The organism is Anaerobacterium chartisolvens, from assembly GCF_003337415.1.
GTDB lineage: Bacteria > Bacillota > Clostridia > Acetivibrionales > DSM-27016 > Anaerobacterium > Anaerobacterium chartisolvens.
In genome coordinates this window covers 19,902-40,336 of record NZ_QPJT01000005.1, presented here as the reverse complement: position 1 = coordinate 40,336, position 20,435 = coordinate 19,902, and the positions used below count along the sequence as shown (strand labels likewise).

The 20,435-nt window shown below is 42.6% G+C and carries 20 protein-coding genes and 1 other RNA gene; 9 read left to right on the top strand and 12 right to left on the bottom strand.

The genetic code is table 11. The features are described 5' to 3' along the window. Positions 1-73: 73 nt before the first annotated feature. The 4 genes from DFR58_RS05590 to DFR58_RS05575 all read right to left on the bottom strand — a co-directional run bounded on the left by DFR58_RS05590 (position 74) and on the right by DFR58_RS05575 (position 3,270). Entirely contained in the window at positions 74-526 is a 453-nt protein-coding gene (locus DFR58_RS05590; RefSeq protein WP_114296833.1) for a YaaR family protein, read from the bottom strand. Between the two features lie 68 nt (positions 527-594). Then, positions 595-924 (bottom strand): cyclic-di-AMP receptor, encoded by a 330-nt coding sequence (locus DFR58_RS05585; RefSeq protein ID WP_114296832.1) that lies wholly within the window; start codon positions 922-924, stop codon positions 595-597. A gap of 46 nt (positions 925-970) precedes the next feature. Next, positions 971-1,594, bottom strand: coding sequence for a dTMP kinase (gene tmk / locus DFR58_RS05580; protein ID WP_114296831.1), 624 nt, complete (start codon positions 1,592-1,594; stop codon positions 971-973). Positions 1,595-1,854: 260 nt separating this feature from the next. Further along, entirely contained in the window at positions 1,855-3,270 is a 1,416-nt protein-coding gene (locus DFR58_RS05575; protein ID WP_114296830.1) for an aminotransferase class I/II-fold pyridoxal phosphate-dependent enzyme, read from the bottom strand. A gap of 166 nt (positions 3,271-3,436) precedes the next feature. Here DFR58_RS05575 and DFR58_RS05570 point away from each other — a divergent pair, with 166 nt between their 5' ends. Continuing rightward, positions 3,437-4,114: an HAD family hydrolase gene (locus DFR58_RS05570; protein WP_114296829.1), complete on the top strand. Its 678-nt coding sequence runs from the start codon at positions 3,437-3,439 to the stop codon at positions 4,112-4,114. A 17-nt stretch (positions 4,115-4,131) separates the two neighbouring features. Here DFR58_RS05570 and DFR58_RS05565 read toward each other — a convergent pair whose 3' ends face one another. The 5 genes from DFR58_RS05565 to galU form a co-directional block, all read right to left on the bottom strand. Then, positions 4,132-4,827, bottom strand: a complete 696-nt coding sequence (locus DFR58_RS05565; protein WP_114296828.1) for an ABC transporter permease — start codon at positions 4,825-4,827, stop codon at positions 4,132-4,134. Further along, positions 4,820-5,743, bottom strand: a complete 924-nt coding sequence (locus tag DFR58_RS05560) for an ABC transporter ATP-binding protein (protein ID WP_114296827.1) — start codon at positions 5,741-5,743, stop codon at positions 4,820-4,822. Before DFR58_RS05560 ends, DFR58_RS05565 begins: the two co-directional genes overlap by 8 nt. An 83-nt stretch (positions 5,744-5,826) precedes the next feature. Beyond that, positions 5,827-6,771 (bottom strand): sensor histidine kinase, encoded by a 945-nt coding sequence (locus tag DFR58_RS05555; protein WP_114296826.1) that lies wholly within the window; start codon positions 6,769-6,771, stop codon positions 5,827-5,829. Between the two features lies 1 nt (position 6,772). Then, positions 6,773-7,471, bottom strand: a complete 699-nt coding sequence (locus DFR58_RS05550) for a response regulator transcription factor (RefSeq protein ID WP_114296825.1) — start codon at positions 7,469-7,471, stop codon at positions 6,773-6,775. Between the two features lie 161 nt (positions 7,472-7,632). After that, a complete protein-coding gene (galU, locus tag DFR58_RS05545) occupies positions 7,633-8,502 on the bottom strand; it encodes a UTP--glucose-1-phosphate uridylyltransferase GalU (RefSeq protein ID WP_114296824.1) in 870 nt (289 codons plus the stop codon). A 471-nt stretch (positions 8,503-8,973) separates the two neighbouring features. Here galU and ffs point away from each other — a divergent pair. From ffs to DFR58_RS05505, 8 genes are all read left to right on the top strand, one after another. Then, positions 8,974-9,239, top strand: an RNA gene (gene ffs / locus DFR58_RS05540) — signal recognition particle sRNA large type. A gap of 169 nt (positions 9,240-9,408) precedes the next feature. Continuing rightward, entirely contained in the window at positions 9,409-11,055 is a 1,647-nt protein-coding gene (gene dnaX / locus DFR58_RS05535; RefSeq protein ID WP_114296823.1) for a DNA polymerase III subunit gamma/tau, read from the top strand. Between the two features lie 26 nt (positions 11,056-11,081). After that, entirely contained in the window at positions 11,082-11,639 is a 558-nt protein-coding gene (locus tag DFR58_RS05530) for a PilZ domain-containing protein (RefSeq protein WP_114296822.1), read from the top strand. A 312-nt stretch (positions 11,640-11,951) separates the two neighbouring features. Next, the gene (locus tag DFR58_RS05525) at positions 11,952-12,296 is read left to right on the top strand and encodes a YbaB/EbfC family nucleoid-associated protein (RefSeq protein ID WP_114296821.1); all 345 of its coding nucleotides are present in this window, start codon (positions 11,952-11,954) and stop codon (positions 12,294-12,296) included. A gap of 38 nt (positions 12,297-12,334) precedes the next feature. Further along, positions 12,335-12,934, top strand: a complete 600-nt coding sequence (gene recR, locus DFR58_RS05520; protein ID WP_114296820.1) for a recombination mediator RecR — start codon at positions 12,335-12,337, stop codon at positions 12,932-12,934. A 213-nt stretch (positions 12,935-13,147) separates the two neighbouring features. After that, positions 13,148-13,516, top strand: coding sequence for a DUF2089 domain-containing protein (locus tag DFR58_RS05515; RefSeq protein ID WP_114296819.1), 369 nt, complete (start codon positions 13,148-13,150; stop codon positions 13,514-13,516). 32 nt (positions 13,517-13,548) lie between these two features. Then, entirely contained in the window at positions 13,549-14,751 is a 1,203-nt protein-coding gene (locus DFR58_RS05510; protein WP_114296818.1) for an SHOCT-like domain-containing protein, read from the top strand. A 209-nt stretch (positions 14,752-14,960) separates the two neighbouring features. Continuing rightward, positions 14,961-15,968: a 3-oxoacyl-ACP synthase III family protein gene (locus DFR58_RS05505; protein ID WP_170138047.1), complete on the top strand. Its 1,008-nt coding sequence runs from the start codon at positions 14,961-14,963 to the stop codon at positions 15,966-15,968. Between the two features lie 101 nt (positions 15,969-16,069). Here DFR58_RS05505 and DFR58_RS05500 read toward each other — a convergent pair whose 3' ends face one another. The 3 genes from DFR58_RS05500 to DFR58_RS05490 all read right to left on the bottom strand — a co-directional run bounded on the left by DFR58_RS05500 (position 16,070) and on the right by DFR58_RS05490 (position 20,421). Beyond that, complete coding sequence (locus tag DFR58_RS05500; protein WP_114296816.1) at positions 16,070-16,456, bottom strand: RidA family protein; 387 nt, start codon at positions 16,454-16,456, stop codon at positions 16,070-16,072. Positions 16,457-16,876: 420 nt separating this feature from the next. Next, positions 16,877-17,248, bottom strand: a complete 372-nt coding sequence (locus DFR58_RS05495; RefSeq protein WP_114296815.1) for an endonuclease domain-containing protein — start codon at positions 17,246-17,248, stop codon at positions 16,877-16,879. 104 nt (positions 17,249-17,352) lie between these two features. Beyond that, a complete protein-coding gene (locus DFR58_RS05490; protein WP_114296814.1) occupies positions 17,353-20,421 on the bottom strand; it encodes an Athe_2463 domain-containing protein in 3,069 nt (1,022 codons plus the stop codon). Positions 20,422-20,435 lie beyond the last annotated feature (14 nt).

Below are 20,435 nucleotides of genomic sequence, written 5' to 3'. Positions count from 1 at the left end.
ACCTCATAAGCTATTTTCGTGACGCACTCCGGCCACTTTTACCATGCAAACGTCTATGATAATGGATCTATCCCTATATGGTCAGATCCATTATCAAGCCCCGTATATCATCAATTCTCTTCAATATCTTTATGTTATCCTTTTCTTCCTTTAACACCTGCTCGGTAAGCTCCTCAAGCTCGGAATTTATTTTTTTAACCGTCGCATAGACCTTAAACCTTCCCCTTCTGTCTAAAAAGCTTTCCTTTGAAAACTTGCGGGAGCTGTTCACAGCTTCATCCAAAAACTCCGAAATAAGCTTCTTATATACCTTTAGTTCCCTTATATCAACCTTCTTGCCTAGTTTTTCTCCCTGCTCTGAGATTTTTAACGCCAGCTCCCGGATCCTTTGTTCATGGTCCTGCCCCTCAATACGCCTTATCTGGCTTTGAAAAGCTGATTCCCTGCTGTTTAGAACCTTTTTTTCCTCCTTGGCCACAGTTCCCGCTATACCAGAAGACTTGCCAAGATTTTCGCCTACCTTCATAAAACTCACATCCTACACATATTTGTTTGAACATATTGCAAGGAGATCTCTTTTGTAAAAAGACCCCGCTACACCTTTTCAAACCTTTCAACATCCAGTACAAAAACAGTTGCTCCTCCTACCACTACCTCTACGGGATAAGGCATAAACATGCCGTTCATTCCGTTAGGAGGCATGGAGGAGTTAATAACCTGCTTCCTGCTCTTTGATTTCTTTTCTATGATGGCTATTACATCATTGACCTTGTCCTCATCAACCCCCGTTAAAAGTGTTGTGTTTCCAGCCCTTAAGAATCCTCCTGTGGAACAAAGCTTGGTTACACTGAACCCATTCTTATTAAGCTCATCCATCACCTTATGTCCGTCCTCATCATGGATAACCGCAAAAACAAGCTTCATAGAAAATAACACCAGCCTTTCTTTTAGAATAATTAGTTAATCTACACTATAAAAGAAGTCCATCCAGCAATACCCTTATGTCCTGTGCAATATCCTCTATGCTCCTGCTGCTGTCAACAGCTTTAATCCTGTCGCAGTACAGTGAAGCCAGCTTTTTATATCCCGAGTAAACCCTCAGGTGGAACTCTATTTTCTCATTTTCTATCCTGTCGGCACCCGTGGCGGCAAGCCTTCTTCCGAGTGCAAGCTCGGGCCTTATATCCAAAAATATGGTGATATCGGGTGAAACACCATCAAGCGCCGCTCTGTTAGCATCCTCTATAGCCTTAAAATCAATGCCTCTTCCAAATCCCTGATAGACATAGCTCGAATCGGCAAACCTGTCACATATTACGATTTTGCCACTGTCCACCGAAGGCTTTATGACTTCCCTCACAAGCTGCGCCCTGGCAGAAGCATATAAAAGCATTTCTGCGGCATCGCACATACCGGAGTTGTGAGGATCAAGTATTATATTGCGTATCTTCTCACCTATTATTGTACCACCGGGCTCTCTCGTTAAAACAACCTCATAGCCCTTATCCTTTAAATACGAGCTCATCAATTCAATCTGGGTTGTTTTCCCGGAGCCATCCATGCCCTCTACAGTTATAAACAAGCCCTTTTTCATAATATTCCCCCAAAAGCGTATGTGCATTTGCATTATTATTATTATATATTTAGCAATAAAGATTTTACATGGGGGATATAGTTTGATGGAAGAAATTTTTTCACCCGTAAGGAATACATCTAAGAAAAGCGCCTGATGACTTACCCGTGAGACATTTCCCCGCAAGGCGTCTTTTCGTTGTAGTTAAAAATTTCTGTAAGCAATTATATCCTCCATGTTTGTAAAATCTTTATTGCATCCTATATAGTAATTATAGCATATTATTTAACAACGCTTACCTCATATTTTTCACTCAGTCCGTTAACAATTCCGCCGCTGTCCAGTATATTATATATATATTCAACAGCCTCCCCCACAAATACTTCTCCAGGGCAAATTACAGGCACACCGGGAGGATATGGTGTTACGGCACATGCACAGACCTTACCGGCAGCTTCATGCAGTCCCACTCTTACAGTTTTTTTGCACATGACTTCGGCCGGCTCCATTTTCTTAGGAGGAATAATTATTTCTGTTATATTTGTATCGGCCAAAGCGGGCAAATCCTTAAATTTATAGTTCATATCCTTAAGTGCGCAATACAGCCTTTCATAGTGCTCCCACCTGTCAGACACTGTTGCTATGCATACGATGTTATAAAAATCAGCCATTTCCACCTGAATATTGTAGCTGTCTCTTAAAATTTCACCTGTTTCAAATCCCGTTTTACCTAAGTTCCTCATGTTTATTACAATACGGGTAGGGTCCTTTTTTCCATACTCCAGCATATCCTCCGTAATAAAGGCCATCCCCTCAAGCTCATTTATAAGGCCGTGGAGCCTGCCGACGTTATCGGCAACACCCTCCATGAGATGCGGAGCACCCGTATGCATTATTTCTCTTGCCACATCAAGCGACGACATGATTACATATGAGGGACTGCTTGTCTGAAGCAGCCCAAGGTTGAATCTCAGCCTGTCCCTGTCAATCCTCCCCCCCTTCACGTGCAGATATGCTCCCTGTGTCAGCGCAGGCAAGGTCTTATGCGCGCTCTGAACGCAAATATCGGCGCCTGCCTCCATGGCACATATGGGAAGGCACGGAGCAAAAGCCAGATGTGCCCCATGTGCTTCATCTACTGCAAGTATCCTTCCGTATGAATGCACTATACTTGCTATTGCCTCTATATCGGAGCACACTCCATAATAGTTGGGCCTTGTAATAAGCACGCCGGACGCATCCGGATGCAGCCTCAGCGCCTCCTCCACGCGCTCCGGGATTACAGCGGTGGAAATGCCGCACAGCCTGTCAAACTCAAGTCCCATATATACGGGCCGCACCCCGAAAAGAATCATTGCATTCAGCACCGATTTATGGCAGTCCCTTGATACAATAAGCTTGTCCCCCTCACTGCAGACGGTGGAAATAATCGCATGTATTCCGCAGGTAGAACCATTTACAAGGAAAAAGGTTTCATCAGCGCCAAAGGCTTGTGCCGCCAATTGCTGTGCTTTTAAGATAACCCCGCTGGCATTGTGAAGGTTGTCTGTACCGGGTATTTCCGTCAAGTCCAAGAGAGGGATATTGCTTGCAAAGCCTCCCGGCAGTCCGGCCCCCAGCTTGTGCCCCGGCATATGGAAGGGCACGGGATCAGAGCACGAATATTCCATTGCCGCATTGTATATGGGAGTATTCAAAAGCCACCCTCCGAATTTTTATTAATATAAATTTTATCATAAATATCCGGCGTAATAAAGCTGAAATAATAGATATTTATAAAGCATTGATATATAATGCTTATAAATGTGTTTTGTATATTTAACCAATGCATTCTTAGAGTATAATCTGCAAAAGAGGTGAAGCATGAGAAATGTACTCCTGGTATGGGACATAGACGGCACGCTTATACAGGCCGGAGGGCTTGGGAAGAATGCCATGGACAAAGCCTTCTTGGATATGTACGGTATAAAGGAAGCCTTCCGCACTGTTAATATGGCGGGAGCAATTGACGGGACAATTATAAAAGATGTCTTTTCGGTACACGGCATAGAAGATAAAGACCCCTCCCTGTTTTGTGAAAGGTATTGTGAATATCTGGCTGAAAATATTTCCTCACTCAATAATGATATAACGGCTCCGGGAATATCCTCCCTGCTTTCGGCAATCTCTGAAATGAAGCACGTCTTCAATGCTCTGGGTACGGGAAATATGGAAAAAGCTGCGAGAATAAAGCTTTCTTGCAATAATTTGAACCGTTACTTTCCAGTGGGCGGCTTTGGGAACATAGAAATGGAGAGGTGGAAGGTTATCCGGCAGGCTGTGCAAAATTCAAAACAGCATTTCGGTGTTGATTTTAAAAATGAGGATATATACATAATAGGCGATACCCCTAAAGACATAGAATGCGGAAAAAAGCTCAAGGTGAAAAGCATTGCGGTGGCAACAGGCTGGCACAGCTATGAGGAGCTTTGTGCTCACCAGCCCGATTACCTTTTCCGCGATTTAACCGACGCAGGAGGCTTTCTGGAAATACTTGAATGATACACGGGCAGCTGCAGCTAAACCATTATATCCTTACTGTCTATATTTCTAATGGTCAGATATGCAACAACCACTCCCGCTACAGCTAATAAAATAGGTATTATAATAATCGATCCCAGCGAAAAGTCCCCGCTGCCGGAGTTTAAAACAGAGCATATAATCACCGAGGACACAATCGTAGCGGACGTAGATTTCTTCCTCATGCCGAAATACAGCGGAGCAAGTGCCACACCCATATAGGCCGCCGCATCCACAAGGGAATTTCTCAAAAAGCCTGCAATATCTGCCGCTGTTAGTACAACCGGGATGAGATCATGCCATAAGCCTATAACATAAATGACAAAGCCTATAAAAATATCTGATAAAAATATACTGAGGAATGTAAATATCATAACTACAGCCAGCTTCGCCGCAATCAGCCTTTTGCGGCTTATAGGGTACATAAACAGCACTCCTATGGTATTGCTCTTATACTCCCCTATAACAATTTTTGAAAGGATGACAGCCGCAAAAATGGTAAACGTCATTTTAACAAAGGCTCCGATAATAAAAGCAGCCGTTCGATAATCCTCAAATGCAACTCTGTTTTCAGCTCTCTCTCCAAACATTATTAATACTACAACGCCTGCAATAATTAAATCTGCTATTAATACTCCTTTTATAAATCTCGACAATTTAAACTTTTTTATTTCAAGCTCTATTAGTTTAAGCACTTATGCCACCCCCGTTCAATATTTTCATAAAATAGTCCTCCAAAGAGACATCCTTCCTGTTTATGCTGTCAATAGCAATATCCTTCAGTATAAGCGTCTTAGACAGCTCGCTTTGCGGAATGCTTGATCCATATATCCTTATACAGTTGTTTTCAATGACCCTGAAGTTAGTTATCCCAAGGTCATTTTCCAGAACATATGCCGCTCCCTTACAGTTATTTGTGGTTATCTCCAGATATTCTGAATCTTCCTCCCGTATACTTTCCATAGATACCTGCTTCAATAGCCGTCCGTTGTTTATAACTCCTATTGTATCGGCTATCTGCTCAATTTCTCCTAAAATATGGCTGGAAATCAGCAAGGTTATTCCATATTCCTTATTTAGAATTTTAAACAGGTTTCTGACCTCCCTAATTCCTATTGGATCCAATCCATTGATAGGCTCATCCAGCATCAGGAATTCAGGCTTGGTGGTAATGGCCCTCGCAATCCCTAGTCTTTGCTTCATACCAAGGGAAAACTCCTTAACTGGTTTTTTCTCTATATCTTTTAAATTTACCAGTTCAAAGGCTTTATCAACCGCCCCCTTGTCATAATATCCCATATACTCGCAATGGAGCTCCAGATTCTCTCTGGCTGTAAGCTTTTCATAAAATACCGGAGTCTCAATTATAGTGCCCATTCTTTTCAGCACTTCATATGATTTATCCGTTAATTTGTCTCCGAATATCTCAATTTCCCCTTCTGTAGGCTTAATCAAGTTTGCCGCCATCCTCATAAGCGTTGTCTTGCCTGATCCATTAGGACCCAAAAAGCCGTAAATTTCGCCCTTTTTGATATGAATATTCACACTGGAGACAGCCTCTCTGCCTTTAAAGGCTTTCGTCAGATTAACTGTTTTCAATATATACGACATGCTATTCTCCTCTCAAATCTTGTTTATATTTTTATTATAGATATGAGAATTTTCTTTTTTCTTAATCAAACCTTACAAATTTCTTAAGATGGGTGGTAAACCGCTCTTTTTAGTCTGAAGGTAAATACCGTCTTATCATACGGCATACTGCACAGTGATATTTCACCGTTTAGCTTTTCCACAAGCCTTTTGGTTATGGTAAGTCCAAGCCCGCTGCCCTGATTCCGTTTATTTCTTGAGTCTTCAAGCGTATACATCCTCTCAAAAACCCTGTCCTTGCTTAATTCGTCGATCCCCTTTCCCCTATCCCAGACATCGGTGTAGACAAAACCATCATCAGCCCTGAGCGACAGCCCTATAACCTTCCCTTCGCTTCCATATTTTATTGCGTTGGAAATCAGATTGCTTAAAATCCTGTCCAGCGCTTCCTCATCCCCCCATACATAGATTCCATACTCCGGAATATCAATGCATACTTCAATCCCTCTGGAGGTTAGAATGTCGTAAAACCCCAGTATGTTCCTCTGGCAAATCTCGCTCATATTGACTCTTGTCAGAGGAATTTCCCTGTCGCCCGACTCCAGCTTTGCCAGATCAAAAAACTTGTTCATTAGCTCAAGTATTTCGTGCGCCTTGTTTTCAACCCTGTCCAAAAGAATGCTTCTATCCTCATTGCTTATATTTTTGTCCAGCCTGATTGTTTCGATGTATCCCAATACTACCGTAAGAGGTGTTTTTAAATCGTGTGAAATATTAGAAAGCATTTTTTTCATGGAAGCTTCTGTCTTTCTATGCTCCTGAGATATTTTAAGCCTGTATTCAAGCACCTTATTTATTTCGTTCAGTAAACGCATGAGCTCCTTATCGCCCGTAAAAGCCATAAGCCTCTCACCGGTATCATTTGCCATAATGCTGCCCAGCTTTTCACTAACATATCTCAAATCGGAGCTTCGCCTTTTTTGAGCCATACACTGGACAAAAACCATTCCTGCAAGAACAGCAACAACAATTACCAAAAAAACATTCATATTAAGCTTCTCCCAATTTGTAGCCTATGCCCCACAAGGTCTTTATGTACTGCGGGTTAGAAGGGTCATGCTCAATTTTTTCCCTCAGCCTTCTCATATGTACATTAATAACATTCTCATCTCCGAAATAATCATCCTCCCAAACGGAGGTATAGATCTGCGCCTTTGTAAAAACCCTGCCGGGGTTTGTGGCAAACAGCTTAAGAATATCAAACTCTTTTGATGTAAGCTTAATGCTTTCCCCGTTTTTTGTAACCGAAAAATTATCCGGATCAATAATAATATCATGAATATTTAAAAGCTTTGGCTTTTCATTTTTATTATCATGCGAATATCTTATGGAACGCCTTATTGCAGCCTTAATCCTGGCGGAAAACTCAATCATTGAAAAAGGCTTGGAAATATAATCATCGGCTCCCAGACCCAGCCCTATGGCCTTATCCACGTCAGTACCCTTTGCCGATACAAGCACAATAGGTATGGAGCTCCTTTCTCTGATAATTCTCATAGCCTCAATACCGTTAAGCTTCGGCATCATTATATCCAGAATTACCAGCTCAAAGCTTGCTTTAAAAAATTCCGATACCCCCTCTTCCCCGTCAAAGGCAGCCTTAACAATGAAGCCTTCTTTTTGAAGGTAGTCCTTAAGCATTTCGCTTATAGATATATCATCTTCAACAAGTAAAATTCTATTTTGCATAATACACCTGCTTTAATCATAATTGAAGCGGACCGCAATTAGAATGCCGCCGCATAAATAGAATTATACCATAAACTGCACACAGACCGGCACATAATAAAAATAATACCCGCAAACCCTCCGCAGGTATTATTGAAATTTTTAATGCTTTTATACAATCTCTATAGCTCCTTAACTATTCCCTTAAGGTATTCTGTGAGCTCGTCCTTCAAATCCTTGCGCTTAAGACCGAATTCCACAGTGGCTTTCACAAACCCCAGCCTGTTTCCCACATCATACCTGTTTCCGATAAAGTCATACGCATTTATATTCTCTTCATCCATAAGGTGCTTCAGGGCATCGGTAAGCTGTATTTCCCCGCCCTTTCCCGGAGAGGCGTTCTCCAAATGCCGGAATATTCCCGGTGTTATAACATACCTTCCCAAAATGGCAACATTTGAAGGGGCATTTTCTGCATCAGGCTTTTCTATCATGTCTGTTATGCGGTATACCCTGTCCTCAACCTGCCGGCAGGATATAATTCCATATTTTGATACATCCTCCCAGTCTACATGCTGCACCCCAACTATAGTAGTCTGATATCTGTCAAACACATCCAAAAGCTGTTTTAAGCAAGGAACCTGTGAGTCCACAATGTCATCCCCCAGCAGCACCGCAAAGGGTTCGTCACCTATAAAGGTTTTAGCGCAATGTATTGCATGTCCAAGTCCTCTAGGCTCCTTTTGCCTTATATAATGAATATTTACCAGATTTGATATGTCCTGTACAACATTCAGAAGATCCATATCTCCCTTTTTCATCAGCTCCTGCTCAAGCTCATATGCCTTATCAAAATGATCCTCAATAGCTCTTTTGCCTCTTCCGGTAACTATCATTATATCCTTGATTCCTGACTCTATTGCCTCCTCTACTATGTACTGAATTGTGGGTTTGTCAACTATTGGCAGCATCTCCTTGGGCTGTGCCTTCGTGGCAGGGAGAAACCTCGTTCCAAGCCCCGCTGCCGGAATTATTGCTTTTCGTACCTTCAATTCTCATACACTTCCTTATATCAAATTCTTTAAAAAATATTTCTATTCATTGTACCAAATTTTATATAGAAGTTACAATAACTTTTAAGCTTTGCCTTATTAACAATTTGTAAAATTGTCATGTAAATTTAACATTGCTTCTGAACAAATTATGATATAATAAATTTGCCACAGTTGGCAATATTATTTTTCAATTTTGTTCCTCCTTTTAATATATTATCTGGTTTTGTTTGTTGTTATTTAAAAAGCACTCAATATGGCAAAGCAATTATTTATACATATTATACCGGGTGCTTTATTTTTTTGCCTTAAAATACCATATTATTAATTTCCAAAACGTCTTGATATAAGCACATCTTTTATGTATAATAGAAAGGCAGCTTATGGACTGGCCTGCTATAGTATTGAAAAATTCACGCCTATGCGGGATTATTAACAGTCAGCGCTGTTTATTTATTGTCAAAAGTTTAGCCGTGCTAGATGGGGAGGTAGCGGTGCCCTATTCCTGCAATCCGCTGTAGCAGGGTTGAATTCCTATTATAGGCTTTTTCCTGTAGGGTCTGCCCCCTGCAAGTGGCAATGAAAACCGGGTCTTACGCAATGAAAACCTGTGAACCCCGTCAGGTTCGGAAGAAAGCAGCGGTAAGCAGACATTTTCATGTGCCGTAAGCATTGCCTGGTTAGAGTTAACTACAAGGGTTACGCTTGTAAGATTTAAGTCGAAAATAGGTGCACGGCTATTATTTTAATGCTTTGTGTAAGGTCTGCCTTCGCCGACCCGATTTGTGGATCGGTCTGCCGAAAGCAGATCTTTTTATTTTGAAGGATTTTTCATTATATGATATCATTATAGCTGTTAATCAGTTTAATAGTATCGGGAGTATTGTTTAATTTGCAGGAGGCTTTATGTCATACATTGCTTTATATAGAAAATGGAGGCCTGCCGTATTTGAGGATGTAGTTGAGCAGGAGCATGTAGTAAAAACCTTGAAACACAGCGTAAGCAAAGGGCGTATAGCCCATGCCTATCTTTTCTGCGGCACAAGGGGCACAGGAAAGACTACCATGGCGAAGATATTCTCGAGAGCAATAAACTGCTTGTCCCCACATGACGGGGACCCTTGCAACCAATGCGAGATCTGCAAGGGCATATTGTCTGAAAACATACTGGACGTTATAGAAATAGATGCTGCCTCAAACAACAGCGTAGATAACGTGCGCAGCATAAGGGATGAAGTAATCTATGCCCCTTCTCAGGCCAAATACAAGGTATATATAATAGATGAAGTCCATATGCTTTCAACGGGGGCTTTTAATGCGCTGCTTAAAACTCTTGAGGAGCCGCCTCCGCATGTAGTATTCATACTTGCGACCACTGACCCTCACAAGCTTCCCGCAACAATTTTATCCCGCTGCCAGAGATTTGACTTTAAAAGGATTTCAATAGACAGCATAGTAGAACGCATTATGAAAATTTCCCGGGAAAGCGATGTTGAACTGCATAAGGATGCCGCAAGACTTATTGCAAAAACTGCCGACGGTGCGCTGAGAGATGCCATAAGCCTGCTTGATCAATGCATAGGCTTGGGAAATAGCACAATATCCTATGAGGATGTGCTGTCCGTTGCGGGGATATCAAATGATATGTTTACAGCGGATATGCTTGACGCTGTGATTCAAAGGGATATAAGCAAAATCCTTGAGCTTGTCGATATACTTATTATGGAAGGCAAGGACATATCCCAGTTTGTTTCGGGACTTGTGTATTACTACAGGAATGTTCTGATATGCAAGATGGCATCTAATCCCAGAGATATTGTCGATGCCTCGGAGGACTCGATTAAAAGAATGCTTTTACAGCAAAAGGAATTGAGCAAGGAAAAAATAATGATGGCGATAAAAGAGCTGTCGGCTGTGGAGTCAAGCTTAAAGTGGGTATCCAGCCCGAGAATACTCCTTGAGGTTTCACTCATGAAGCTGTGTGATCCCGCATTAAATAAAGGTGATGACAGTGTTCTTGAGAGGCTTGCAGAGCTTGAAAAAAGAGCAGCCGGAGCGGCTTCTGTCCCTTCTCCCCAGCTAAAGCCCGATACAGAATTTAAAAGCTCCTCCCCGAAGGACTCAAAGAAGGTGCCTTCCGGGCAAGCAGCCTCCCATGCGGAAGCTAAGCCTGCCGAAAAGCCGCTTCTCAAGCATATCGCCGAGTGGGAGGCTGTGATAAACGAGCTTAAATCCTCCGGAAGAATGGTACTTTACTCAAACCTTATAGGTACAAAAGCATTGGTGCTTGATAACAGGTTTATAGGAATTGTTTTCGGGGCAGACAAGGGCTTTTGCAAAATGGTGGCGGCAAAAGCTGAAAACCTTGAGATCATAGAAGCCGCTGCTTCCAAAAAGCTTGGCCGAGAGGTAAAAATTAAATGCCTGAGCGAGGGCGACGTACAAACCAATACCGGGCAAGAACAGGATGCGCCCCCTGAGGATGAGCTTATGGCTACAGCCAGAGAGCTTGCTTCAAAGGCTAATGTTCCTCTGAATGTAATAGACGAGTAATCAAATATAAGTTGTGGAGAGTCGCTATGTATAATAATAAAATTATCATTGGGAAGGATAATGAAAAGCCGGGTGATAAGGAAGGGCTCCTGAAGGATGAAAAGCTGCGCAGGCCTGAGCCCGAGGACATCGGGGACGGAACCCTAGAGGAGCCTGAGGACGAATATGTATGGGGCAACGATCATTCCTTTAATAAAAAGCTTGACAAGGAGATACTTGACGAAAGAAGAAGGTATGTAAGAGTCAGATATATACAAAATATAAGATGCGAGCTTATCGCAGAGCCTCCGGGCACAGAGCTTGCGCCGCCGGAAAAGCCTATTACCCTTACACTGTTCGATGTATCCATGGCAGGCTTAGGTGGAGTGTGCGACAGTGAAATAAAGGTAGGCTCCATACTTGTATTTACTATGATGCTGGATCAGATGCCCTATGAAATAAAGTGTGAAATAATCTACTGCCTTAAAGAAAGCGATAAATTCAGAGTGGGCTTTAAAACCCTGAAAGGACATAAAAAATTCATCCACCATTTAAAGCTTCTTGTGGCAAGACTCTCTCTTACGAGCAAATACGGAGATATATAGGATGCAATAAAGATTTTACAAACATAGAGGATATAATTGCTTACAGAAATTTTTAACTACAACGAAAAGACGCCTTGCGGGGAAATGTCTCACGGGTCTGTCATCAGGCGCTTTTCTTAGATGTATTCCTTACGGGTCAAAAAAATTTCTTTCATCAAATTATATCCTCCATGTAAAATCTTTATTGCTAAATATATAGAAACAAAGACAAATAAAAATTTATTGTATATATTGTAATCTTTAATTATAATTATAAATAATGATGCGCCTTAGGGTGAATCTACCATAAGACACAGGCAGGAGGAAAAGGATATGGCAAAAGGCGGATTTTCGGGATTTGGCGGGGGAAACATGGGCAATCTTATGAAGCAGGCCCAGAAAATGCAAAAGGATATGGCAAAGCTGCAGGAGCAGCTTGAGTTAAAAACAGTGGAGGCAAGCGCAGGCGGTGGAGCCATAACCGTCATCGCTTCAGGTAAAAAGGAAATACAGGAAATAACTATAAAGGCTGAGGTTGTAGATCCCGATGACGTTGAAATGCTTCAGGATCTCATTATGGCTGCCGTTAACGAGGCCTTACGCAAGGCAGACGAAATGGTAAACAGCGAAATGGGTAAAATTACAGGCGGTATAGGCGGAATGCCGGGATTGTTTTAACTTAAAATAATGTCAAGCAATCAAATGGAGATAAATAAATGAGTTTCTACGCAGCACCAGTCGCACGCCTTATAGAAGAATTTGAAAAGCTTCCGGGCGTGGGACATAAAACGGCACAAAGGCTGGCTTTCCATGTTTTAAACCTTACCGATCAAAAGGCGGAAAAGCTTGCAAATGCCATTATGGAAGCAAAGCTTAAAACAAGATATTGCTCAATATGCAGCAACCTGACAGACACCGATCCGTGCAGCATATGCACAGGTGCCTCCAGAGAGCCCTCTGTAATATGCATAGTTGAGGATCCCAGAGACGTGGTTGCAATGGAACGCACAAGAGAGTTTAAGGGCGTATATCATGTTCTGCACGGTGCCATATCTCCAATGGAGGGCATAGGCCCTGAGGATATTAAAATAAAAGAGCTGCTGTCGAGGGTTAAGGACGGCAGCATAAAAGAAGTCATTCTGGCCACCAACCCCAATATTGAGGGTGAGGCCACGGCAATGTATATATCAAGGCTTTTAAAGCCTCTGGGGATAAAAACCACAAGAATAGCTCACGGAATACCTGTGGGAGGCGATCTTGAGTACGCCGACGAGGTTACTCTGGCAAAAGCGTTGGAGGGAAGAAGAGAGATTTAACGGGAAGCAGCGAGCTTGTGCTCGCTGCTCTTTTGTATATATTCCGCAATATTTTTAAATGCATCATTAAAAAAATTAATAATTTAATTGATAATGTTAATAATAATTATTGACATTTGTAAAAAACTTTAATAATATTAATATAGAGCATAATATTATTAAGGTTTTTTTAGTGGGCTTATTTATTTTATCAATCAAAAAGAGGTGAGTGAAATGTCTAAGGAGGTATTAGGGAAGTGCCCGGTATGTGGCAGCAATACGGAGGTTACCAGAATAAGCTGCGATGAGTGCGGTACAAATATAGAAGGTCATTTTAATTTATGCAAATTTTGCAGGCTTACAGATGAGCAGAAAGCTTTTATAGATGTTTTTATAAAATGCAGAGGAAATATAAAGGAAGTCGAAAAGGAACTGGGAATTTCATACCCCACAGTAAAAAACAAGCTTGAGGACGCAGCAGCAGCATTAGGCTACAGGGCTGACGCGGAGTCTTCGGCAAGCATTAAGAGAAAGGAAGTTCTTGACAGGCTTAACAGCGGCGAAATTTCCGTAGAAGAGGCTTTGGGCCTGATTAACGGCTAGGATTATTGATATTGGGAGGATGTGAATATAATATGTCTTTAAGTGAAGAAAAATTGCTCATACTTAAGATGCTTGAGGAAGGAAAAATAACCAGCGAAGAGGCTGCAAAGCTTATATCGGCACTCGAGGGTGGCGGCAGGCAAACTGCGGGAGAAAGCAGCTTCAAGCAGCAGCAAAAGCAGCCGTCGTTTCATGAGGAGGCTGCAAAGCTAAGGGATAAGATTCATGACTGGAAAAAGGATTTTAAAAACAACTACAGCCAAAAGGATTTTGACAATATGGTTGACGAGTTCAGCACAAAGGCTGAAAAGCTGGGGAAAAACTTAGCCTCCACTACCTTTGGCTTTGTAGACAAAATGGTGGATTTTGTGGGCAGCTTTGTTGACACAAACCTGTTTAATTTCTTCGGGAGCTTTCCCACTGTGGAAAAAGACTTTGAAGTGGTTGCCGCCGAAGGCATGGAGTTAAATATTGAGGGAATAAACGGCTATATCACGGTAAAAAAGCATACCGACAGTAAAATAGTAATAAAATCAAAAATAAAAAGCCCCGTCAACAGCACAGATGATATTTTGGACTTCAAGGATTCGGGCGGTAGTATTTCATTAAGGCCCAGCAGGTCGGGCAATATAAGCATTTCTCATGAAATATTCCTTCCTGCGCTTAAATTCGATAAAATCAGGCTGGAGACTTCAAATGGAAGGATATATGCGGAGGATTCTCTGTCAAGGGTATTTGAGAGCGTAACTAAAAACAGCCACATAGAGCTCATGGGGGTAAATAGCGATCGCATTTCCGCAAGCACGAAAAATGCCAAGGTGCAGGTAAATTACATCATAGGCCGTGACATAAGCATAAACACAAATAATGCGGTAATAGACATAAAGCATATAAAGGGGCAGGATGTAAAGGCTGTGACAACAAATGGAAAAATAAGTGTGGAAAATGTACAAAACCATGAAAGCTGCCCTGAGCTCGCAATGTCTCTTAAAACCACAAATGCAGGCATAAAGGTCAATATGAACGACATGGACAGCAGGGGCTATAAAATAAAGGCACAAACAACCAATGGGGGCATCAATCTTCTTATACCCGAAATGACCTACCACAATATCAATAAGCAGGGAGTGGGAGGAAGCTTTGTAGAGGCTGAAAGCAGCGGATACGGCTCATATGCGGAAAAGATTTTCATAAACGCCGAAACCAGCAACGGGTATATTGAGGTTGTAAAATAGATTTGCGGGTAAAAACCGGCACAGCCAAAAAAGCTGTGCCGGTTTTTTTATGTTCCTTAGATACCTCCTTAGCGACACCCATGTATATTTATGATATAAAAAATTCTATTATATATAAAAACATGTCTACTAGCTGTTTGACATATTATAGGTTTTTTATTATAATTTGACATGATATAGCAAAATAAATGTGTAATGGGAGGTATTTTATGTCAAAAACGTTAGTTCCCTCAGGAATCCTTGGGGTTGCAGCAGTAATCCCGCAAGAGGTTAGAAAAAATGATTTCTGGACAAACATCTGTTTTTCAAAGCTGAAAGAAGGAAAAAACCCTTTTGAAGGCATAAATGAAAGAAGAGTTTTCCCTATAGATATGCTTCCTTCCGAAGCCGAAGCCGAAGCCGGAAAAAGAGCTCTTGAAGTAGCAGGCGTTTCGCCTGAAGAAATTGACCTCGTTATAGTTCAGTCTATGATACAGGATGAAATTCTCCCCACTAATGCTTGCCTTGTACAGCACAAGCTTGGGCTGAAAAATTCCGGTGCCTGGTCCGTAGATACCTGCTGCTCAAGCTTTGTTACTATGGTAGTTACAGCTTCAAACCTGATCGCGGCAGGAGAATTTAAAAAAATACTTATAATAACCTCTGCCTTTTGCTCTCAACTGGCAGATTACAGCGACTACCAGTGCTGCTATCTGGGAGATGGGGCGGGTGCTGTGGTAATGGGGCAGGTCAGCGAGGGAAAGGGATATATAGCGTCATTTTGCAACTCTCACGGCCAGTACCATAAGGGCTTCACACTGCAAATGAGGCAGCCTGAGGGCTATAACCGCAAGCACTTTATGCCCTCCATGGAAAAGCCTCTTTTAACATTTGACCCCATAATAAGAGAGGTAGGAAAAGAATCCGTAAACCACATGAAGCTCCTTCTGGAAAAAACGCTGGAAAAGTCAAGGCTCAAAGCCTCCGATATAGACCTGTTCCTGTCTCACCAGCCATGCCACTGGGCACATGGAGCATGGAGGGACTGCGTGGGGATAAACCCTGAAAACTCCTATGAAACCTTCGTCAAGTATGGAAACATGGCGTCGGCATGCATACCCGTAAATTTATTTGAAGCCGAAATGAAAGGAATGCTGAAGGATGGAAGCATACTGTTCATTGCCTCCTCGGGAGCCGGTGAAAACCATATTGCCGCAACTCTGAGGTGGGGAAAATAGTTAAGCCCCACACAAAACGACATGCATTGTTCCCTTCAAGGATGCATGTCGTTTTGTGCAGCGGTAAAGCTTGGAATTTGTTCCAAAGAGCCTTAGGCTTCTTACGGGACAAAGGCTATAGCTTCAATTTCTATGAGGGCATCCTTAGGCATACGGGATATCTCTATGCAGGATCGTGCGGGATAAGGAGCTTCAAAATATTGTGAGTAGATATTGTTTACAGTATTAAAATCTCCCATGTCTTTTATAAATACCGTAGTTTTGGTTACATACTTCATTCCGCTTCCTGCCGCCTCAAGAACGGCCTTTAAGTTATCAAGGGCCTGTTTTGCCTCGGCCTCCACTCCACCTTGAACCATTTCTCCTGTTTCGGGAATAATTCCAATCTGTCCCGATGTAAAAATCCTCCCTCCCACATTCACTGCCTGAGAATACGGGCCTATAGCCTTAGGTGCCTTATCGGTATTAACTATTGTAATGTCTGGCATTCAACCACTTCCTTCTATAGCTTTTATATTGGCACCTATTATTCTACCATATTTATCTTGCTTCATATAGAGGCATAATAATTAATGGGTGCATAAATTATATCTGACACAGTATTTCGGAAAATCGCCATAGGCATTACAATTGAAGCACTTTTTTCACATAACAGCATAATTATCCAAAAAAATGGTTAAAAAGAGCCAATATATTATGGCGTTTTATTCCAAATCCAGATTTTTAATAAGCTCCCTATCTATCTTCCCCTCACTTCGAGGGGAAGGAAAAGAAGGTCAATGTAGGTTTTACTGGTCTTCTAAGTAGCAATTATGTCTTCAACATTTCTCCATAAAGCACTTTCAAATTTTGCTCTTAAAGCAGCAATATATGGTATATCCTGCCTCTACATCTCAATATGTTTAATACTAATCTCTACTACTTTCGCTTTCTAAAAACTCCAGCAACCTTTTCAATACATTATTTATATCCTCAATAATCTCTTCATTGGTGAATCGTATAATCCTTATTCCATGTGCTTTTATTACTTCTTCCCTTATTGAGTCATATTCCTTACGTTCGTCCTGTTCATGAATACTTCCATCCACTTCTACTGCTGTTTTGGCTTTGCTGCAATAAAAATCAGCTATATACCTACTTATGGCATATTGCCTTAAAAACCGGTACCCTCCCAACTGTTTATTTCGGATTTTATCCCACAACTCCTGTTCTCCACTTGTAGGATGTCTTCTCATTTCTTTCGCTAGCTGCTTTACATGCGCCTGCGTTGTTCTTCTCATTTTCTTCTCCAGTGCCCTTCTTTTTTCTTCCCCTCAATGTGAGGGGAAGATAGAAGGGGAGTTAAAATTTGCATTTTCGTCACTTAAATTAAATACACCCACAATTAATCGTCATACATGCTGCCCACCACGGTAAAGGCCACGACATCGGTCTGCCCCGCTCCGTTTAATTTGACAGGCTGTGCCGCGCTCCCGTCAGGCCCCCTTGTCCTGGTGTTTGTAAACTCACCGAAGCTCACAGATATACCGTACACCCCATCGGCAGTCTTAGGTATTATATAAAACTTAAGCTTTTCAGGGTTTACCGTAAATGTAAGTGTCGTTTGCTCCTCTATCTTGTATATATCCGCCTCACTCACATACTCCCTGTATTTATACGAAGCCGCGCTGTCCGTCCCTCCCCATGAGCCTTGCGTGCCCGAATATGTCCAGCCCTCCAGAATCCGTTTAAACAGCGGATCGGTATTTCCCAGAAGCTGTTCTTCACTTCCCGTAAGGTACATACCGGCATTATTTTCAGGCCCCCTGCCGTACTCAAGCTTGCGCTCCGATTTGCTGTACTGCTGCCCGATTTGCACAGGATAGCTGCCGTATTTCCTTCCGTCCGTATCAATCACCGCATCCCCGTTGCGCTTCATTGTAGGCAGTCCGATATCCAGCACAAACGAGCTCTTTACGCTGTTAACTATGCTGTTATGCTCCGTTTGCTGCCCCTCCCTTTTGTATATTTCAGTTTTGATGCTCACACGGTACACTGCATAGGGCACATAAAAGTACCCTGATTTTATGGGATATGCATACCTCTGGAGCTGCCTGTCGGTGGCAAAGGGCGCGTATTTAAAGCCATATCCCTTGTAGTTGCCCTCGTTATTGTATGCGTTGTCCCTGTCGGCCTGAAAATGCCCCGCAAAGGATGTATCCACACTATAAGACACCTCCGCGCTGTCAAGGTGCTGGAATATCCTTTGCCCTCCGTGGTTTCCGGGCACCACTGAAAGGCTTGAGGTATTGCCTTGACGGTCTATGCTTCTCATATACCGTACCACGGGTATTCCCCACCTGTCTCCCTCCCACACTATTTTTCTTTTTGCGCCGGCTCCCGCCCCGGTGCCCTCCGTCCTTTCATCCTTCTTAAGATTAATTAAAGGCATACCTTTGCCGTTGTAGGTCATTGACTGTATTTCTACCGTGTCGCTGCAATAAGGGAACCTGGCGGTCTGGGTAACAGTCCCCGACACATGGTTGTACGGCCCTGAGCTCCTGCCGCAAACGCGCACGCCTTCGGAATTATAGCAGCTGCTGCTGTGTGAATGGTAGCTCCTGTATGCACTGTAGCGTGCCGTTCTGAATATTTCCCCAAAGCTATCCAGCTTAAACCGCGCCAAAGGGTTGTTGCCATTGGCTGCATACCCGCTTCCGTAGGAAAAGCTGCCATTACTTTTAAACCTGCCTGTTGATGGCTCAAACCCGAAATGGCTTTTCTTAGTAGTCCAGCTTATTGACGGTAGCTTGCTGACACTCGTTTCAGAGGTGCTTATTGGGTCATATTCGACTCCATAATCCATACTTCCGGCTATAGAGGAGGGGTCTGACAGCAGCTTGTCCAATTGACCCGAGGTTTGGCTCCCCTCCGCCCAGCTCGCCGACCAGTCATACCAGCCGGAAGAGTTGTGCGGAAGCTCCAGCCTCGCGTTCAGTGGCTGACCGTTATTCACGCCGTATATAAAATCTCTGGAAACTACGTCATAATCCAGCACGTATTCTCCCGAGGCCGAAAGCCTTTTTGATATTCCCATAACAGCCTCGTCGTAGTTGTTTCCGGAAGACGCACCCTCCGTCAAATTGTTCGGCCCCATATTTATAGATACCTTCATTTTGACCTGCTCTGCGCTTTCATTGGGCTTCCACTTAAACCTTATATAACTTTTTACCGTCTTTTTATCGCTCCCTATCCTGCAATACGCGCTTACGCCGCCATCCAGCTCCTTTACAAAAGGCACATGCTCTCCCGCCCTGTACTCCTTGCCCCGTCCTCCTTCCGTTGTAAGCAATCTGTTCATCCAGTCTATCCCGTCCATGACAGGGGTTTTGTCGCTGACTGTAAACGTGCCGTTTCTGTGTTGCACCCACCCTTCCACAATTTCGGGAGTGAGAATACAGTAGCCCGGCACAGCTCCTTGCGTTATATGCCCTCCCTCAAGCTCAATAGTTACAGGGGGACGTACCTCCCCCGACTGAGGGCAATTATTCACTCTGAATTCTACAACAGCCTCATATTCCCCGTTTTCATCCGCTCCGTCCTCCGTGCCCGTTCTTAATATGGTGGCTGAATAGTCAGGCTGATCCAGAAATTTAAAAGGGGGTATCAGAATTGTTTTGTAATACTGCCCCCCGCTGTTCCACATCCTCCCCATCCCCCATGTATAGTAGGTGGGAGGCTGCATTATATGAATATATTCAAGCCAGTTTGTGGTTTTATAGCTTCCGTCGAATTTGGCATTCATGCCCTCGAAGGAGAGGGGGAAATAGTCCTGCACCAGCTTCCCTAAATCCTCATAATACTCCTCAAGCTCCTGCTTGCGGGCTGCGTCGGTTTGCCGGTTTATGATATTCTGTATTCTTAACAGATCAAAATCGCTTTGTGTACATATGGCCTGTTGTGAATTTGATGATGTATAAACTAACCATGGCTGGTATACCCATGAGTATTCTTCCACTGCTTTGTTATTATTCCATATATCCACGGGGTGATAGACGTTTGAGAAAAGATTACCCTCCATATCTTGTCCAAGATAGTGTGCATCTGAAGGTTTGCTTCCAAAAACAAAAACGTTAAAATACCTATCCTCATTATTAAATTCTATATTATACTGGGAAAGCTCTTTAAAATATTCACTGTTTGATGGTCTGTATGCAAATCCGTCTCTGTCCCAATTCCCAATGAGTAGATTTGTATTAAGTCTCTCTCCATTATTGTTTACAATATGTCCTGCATTTGCACCCTCTCCCTTAACATAGTAGTCGTAACTCATTCCATACATAAGTCTTATGTCGCTATTTGCACGCAGTATAGCATCTTCAATACTAAAAGCTGCAAAGACACTCAGATTTAAAAATTTAAGTTGAAGTATAATAAGCACAAATATGAGTAAGATAGATATCTTATTTTTCATTGTTCAATCCTTTC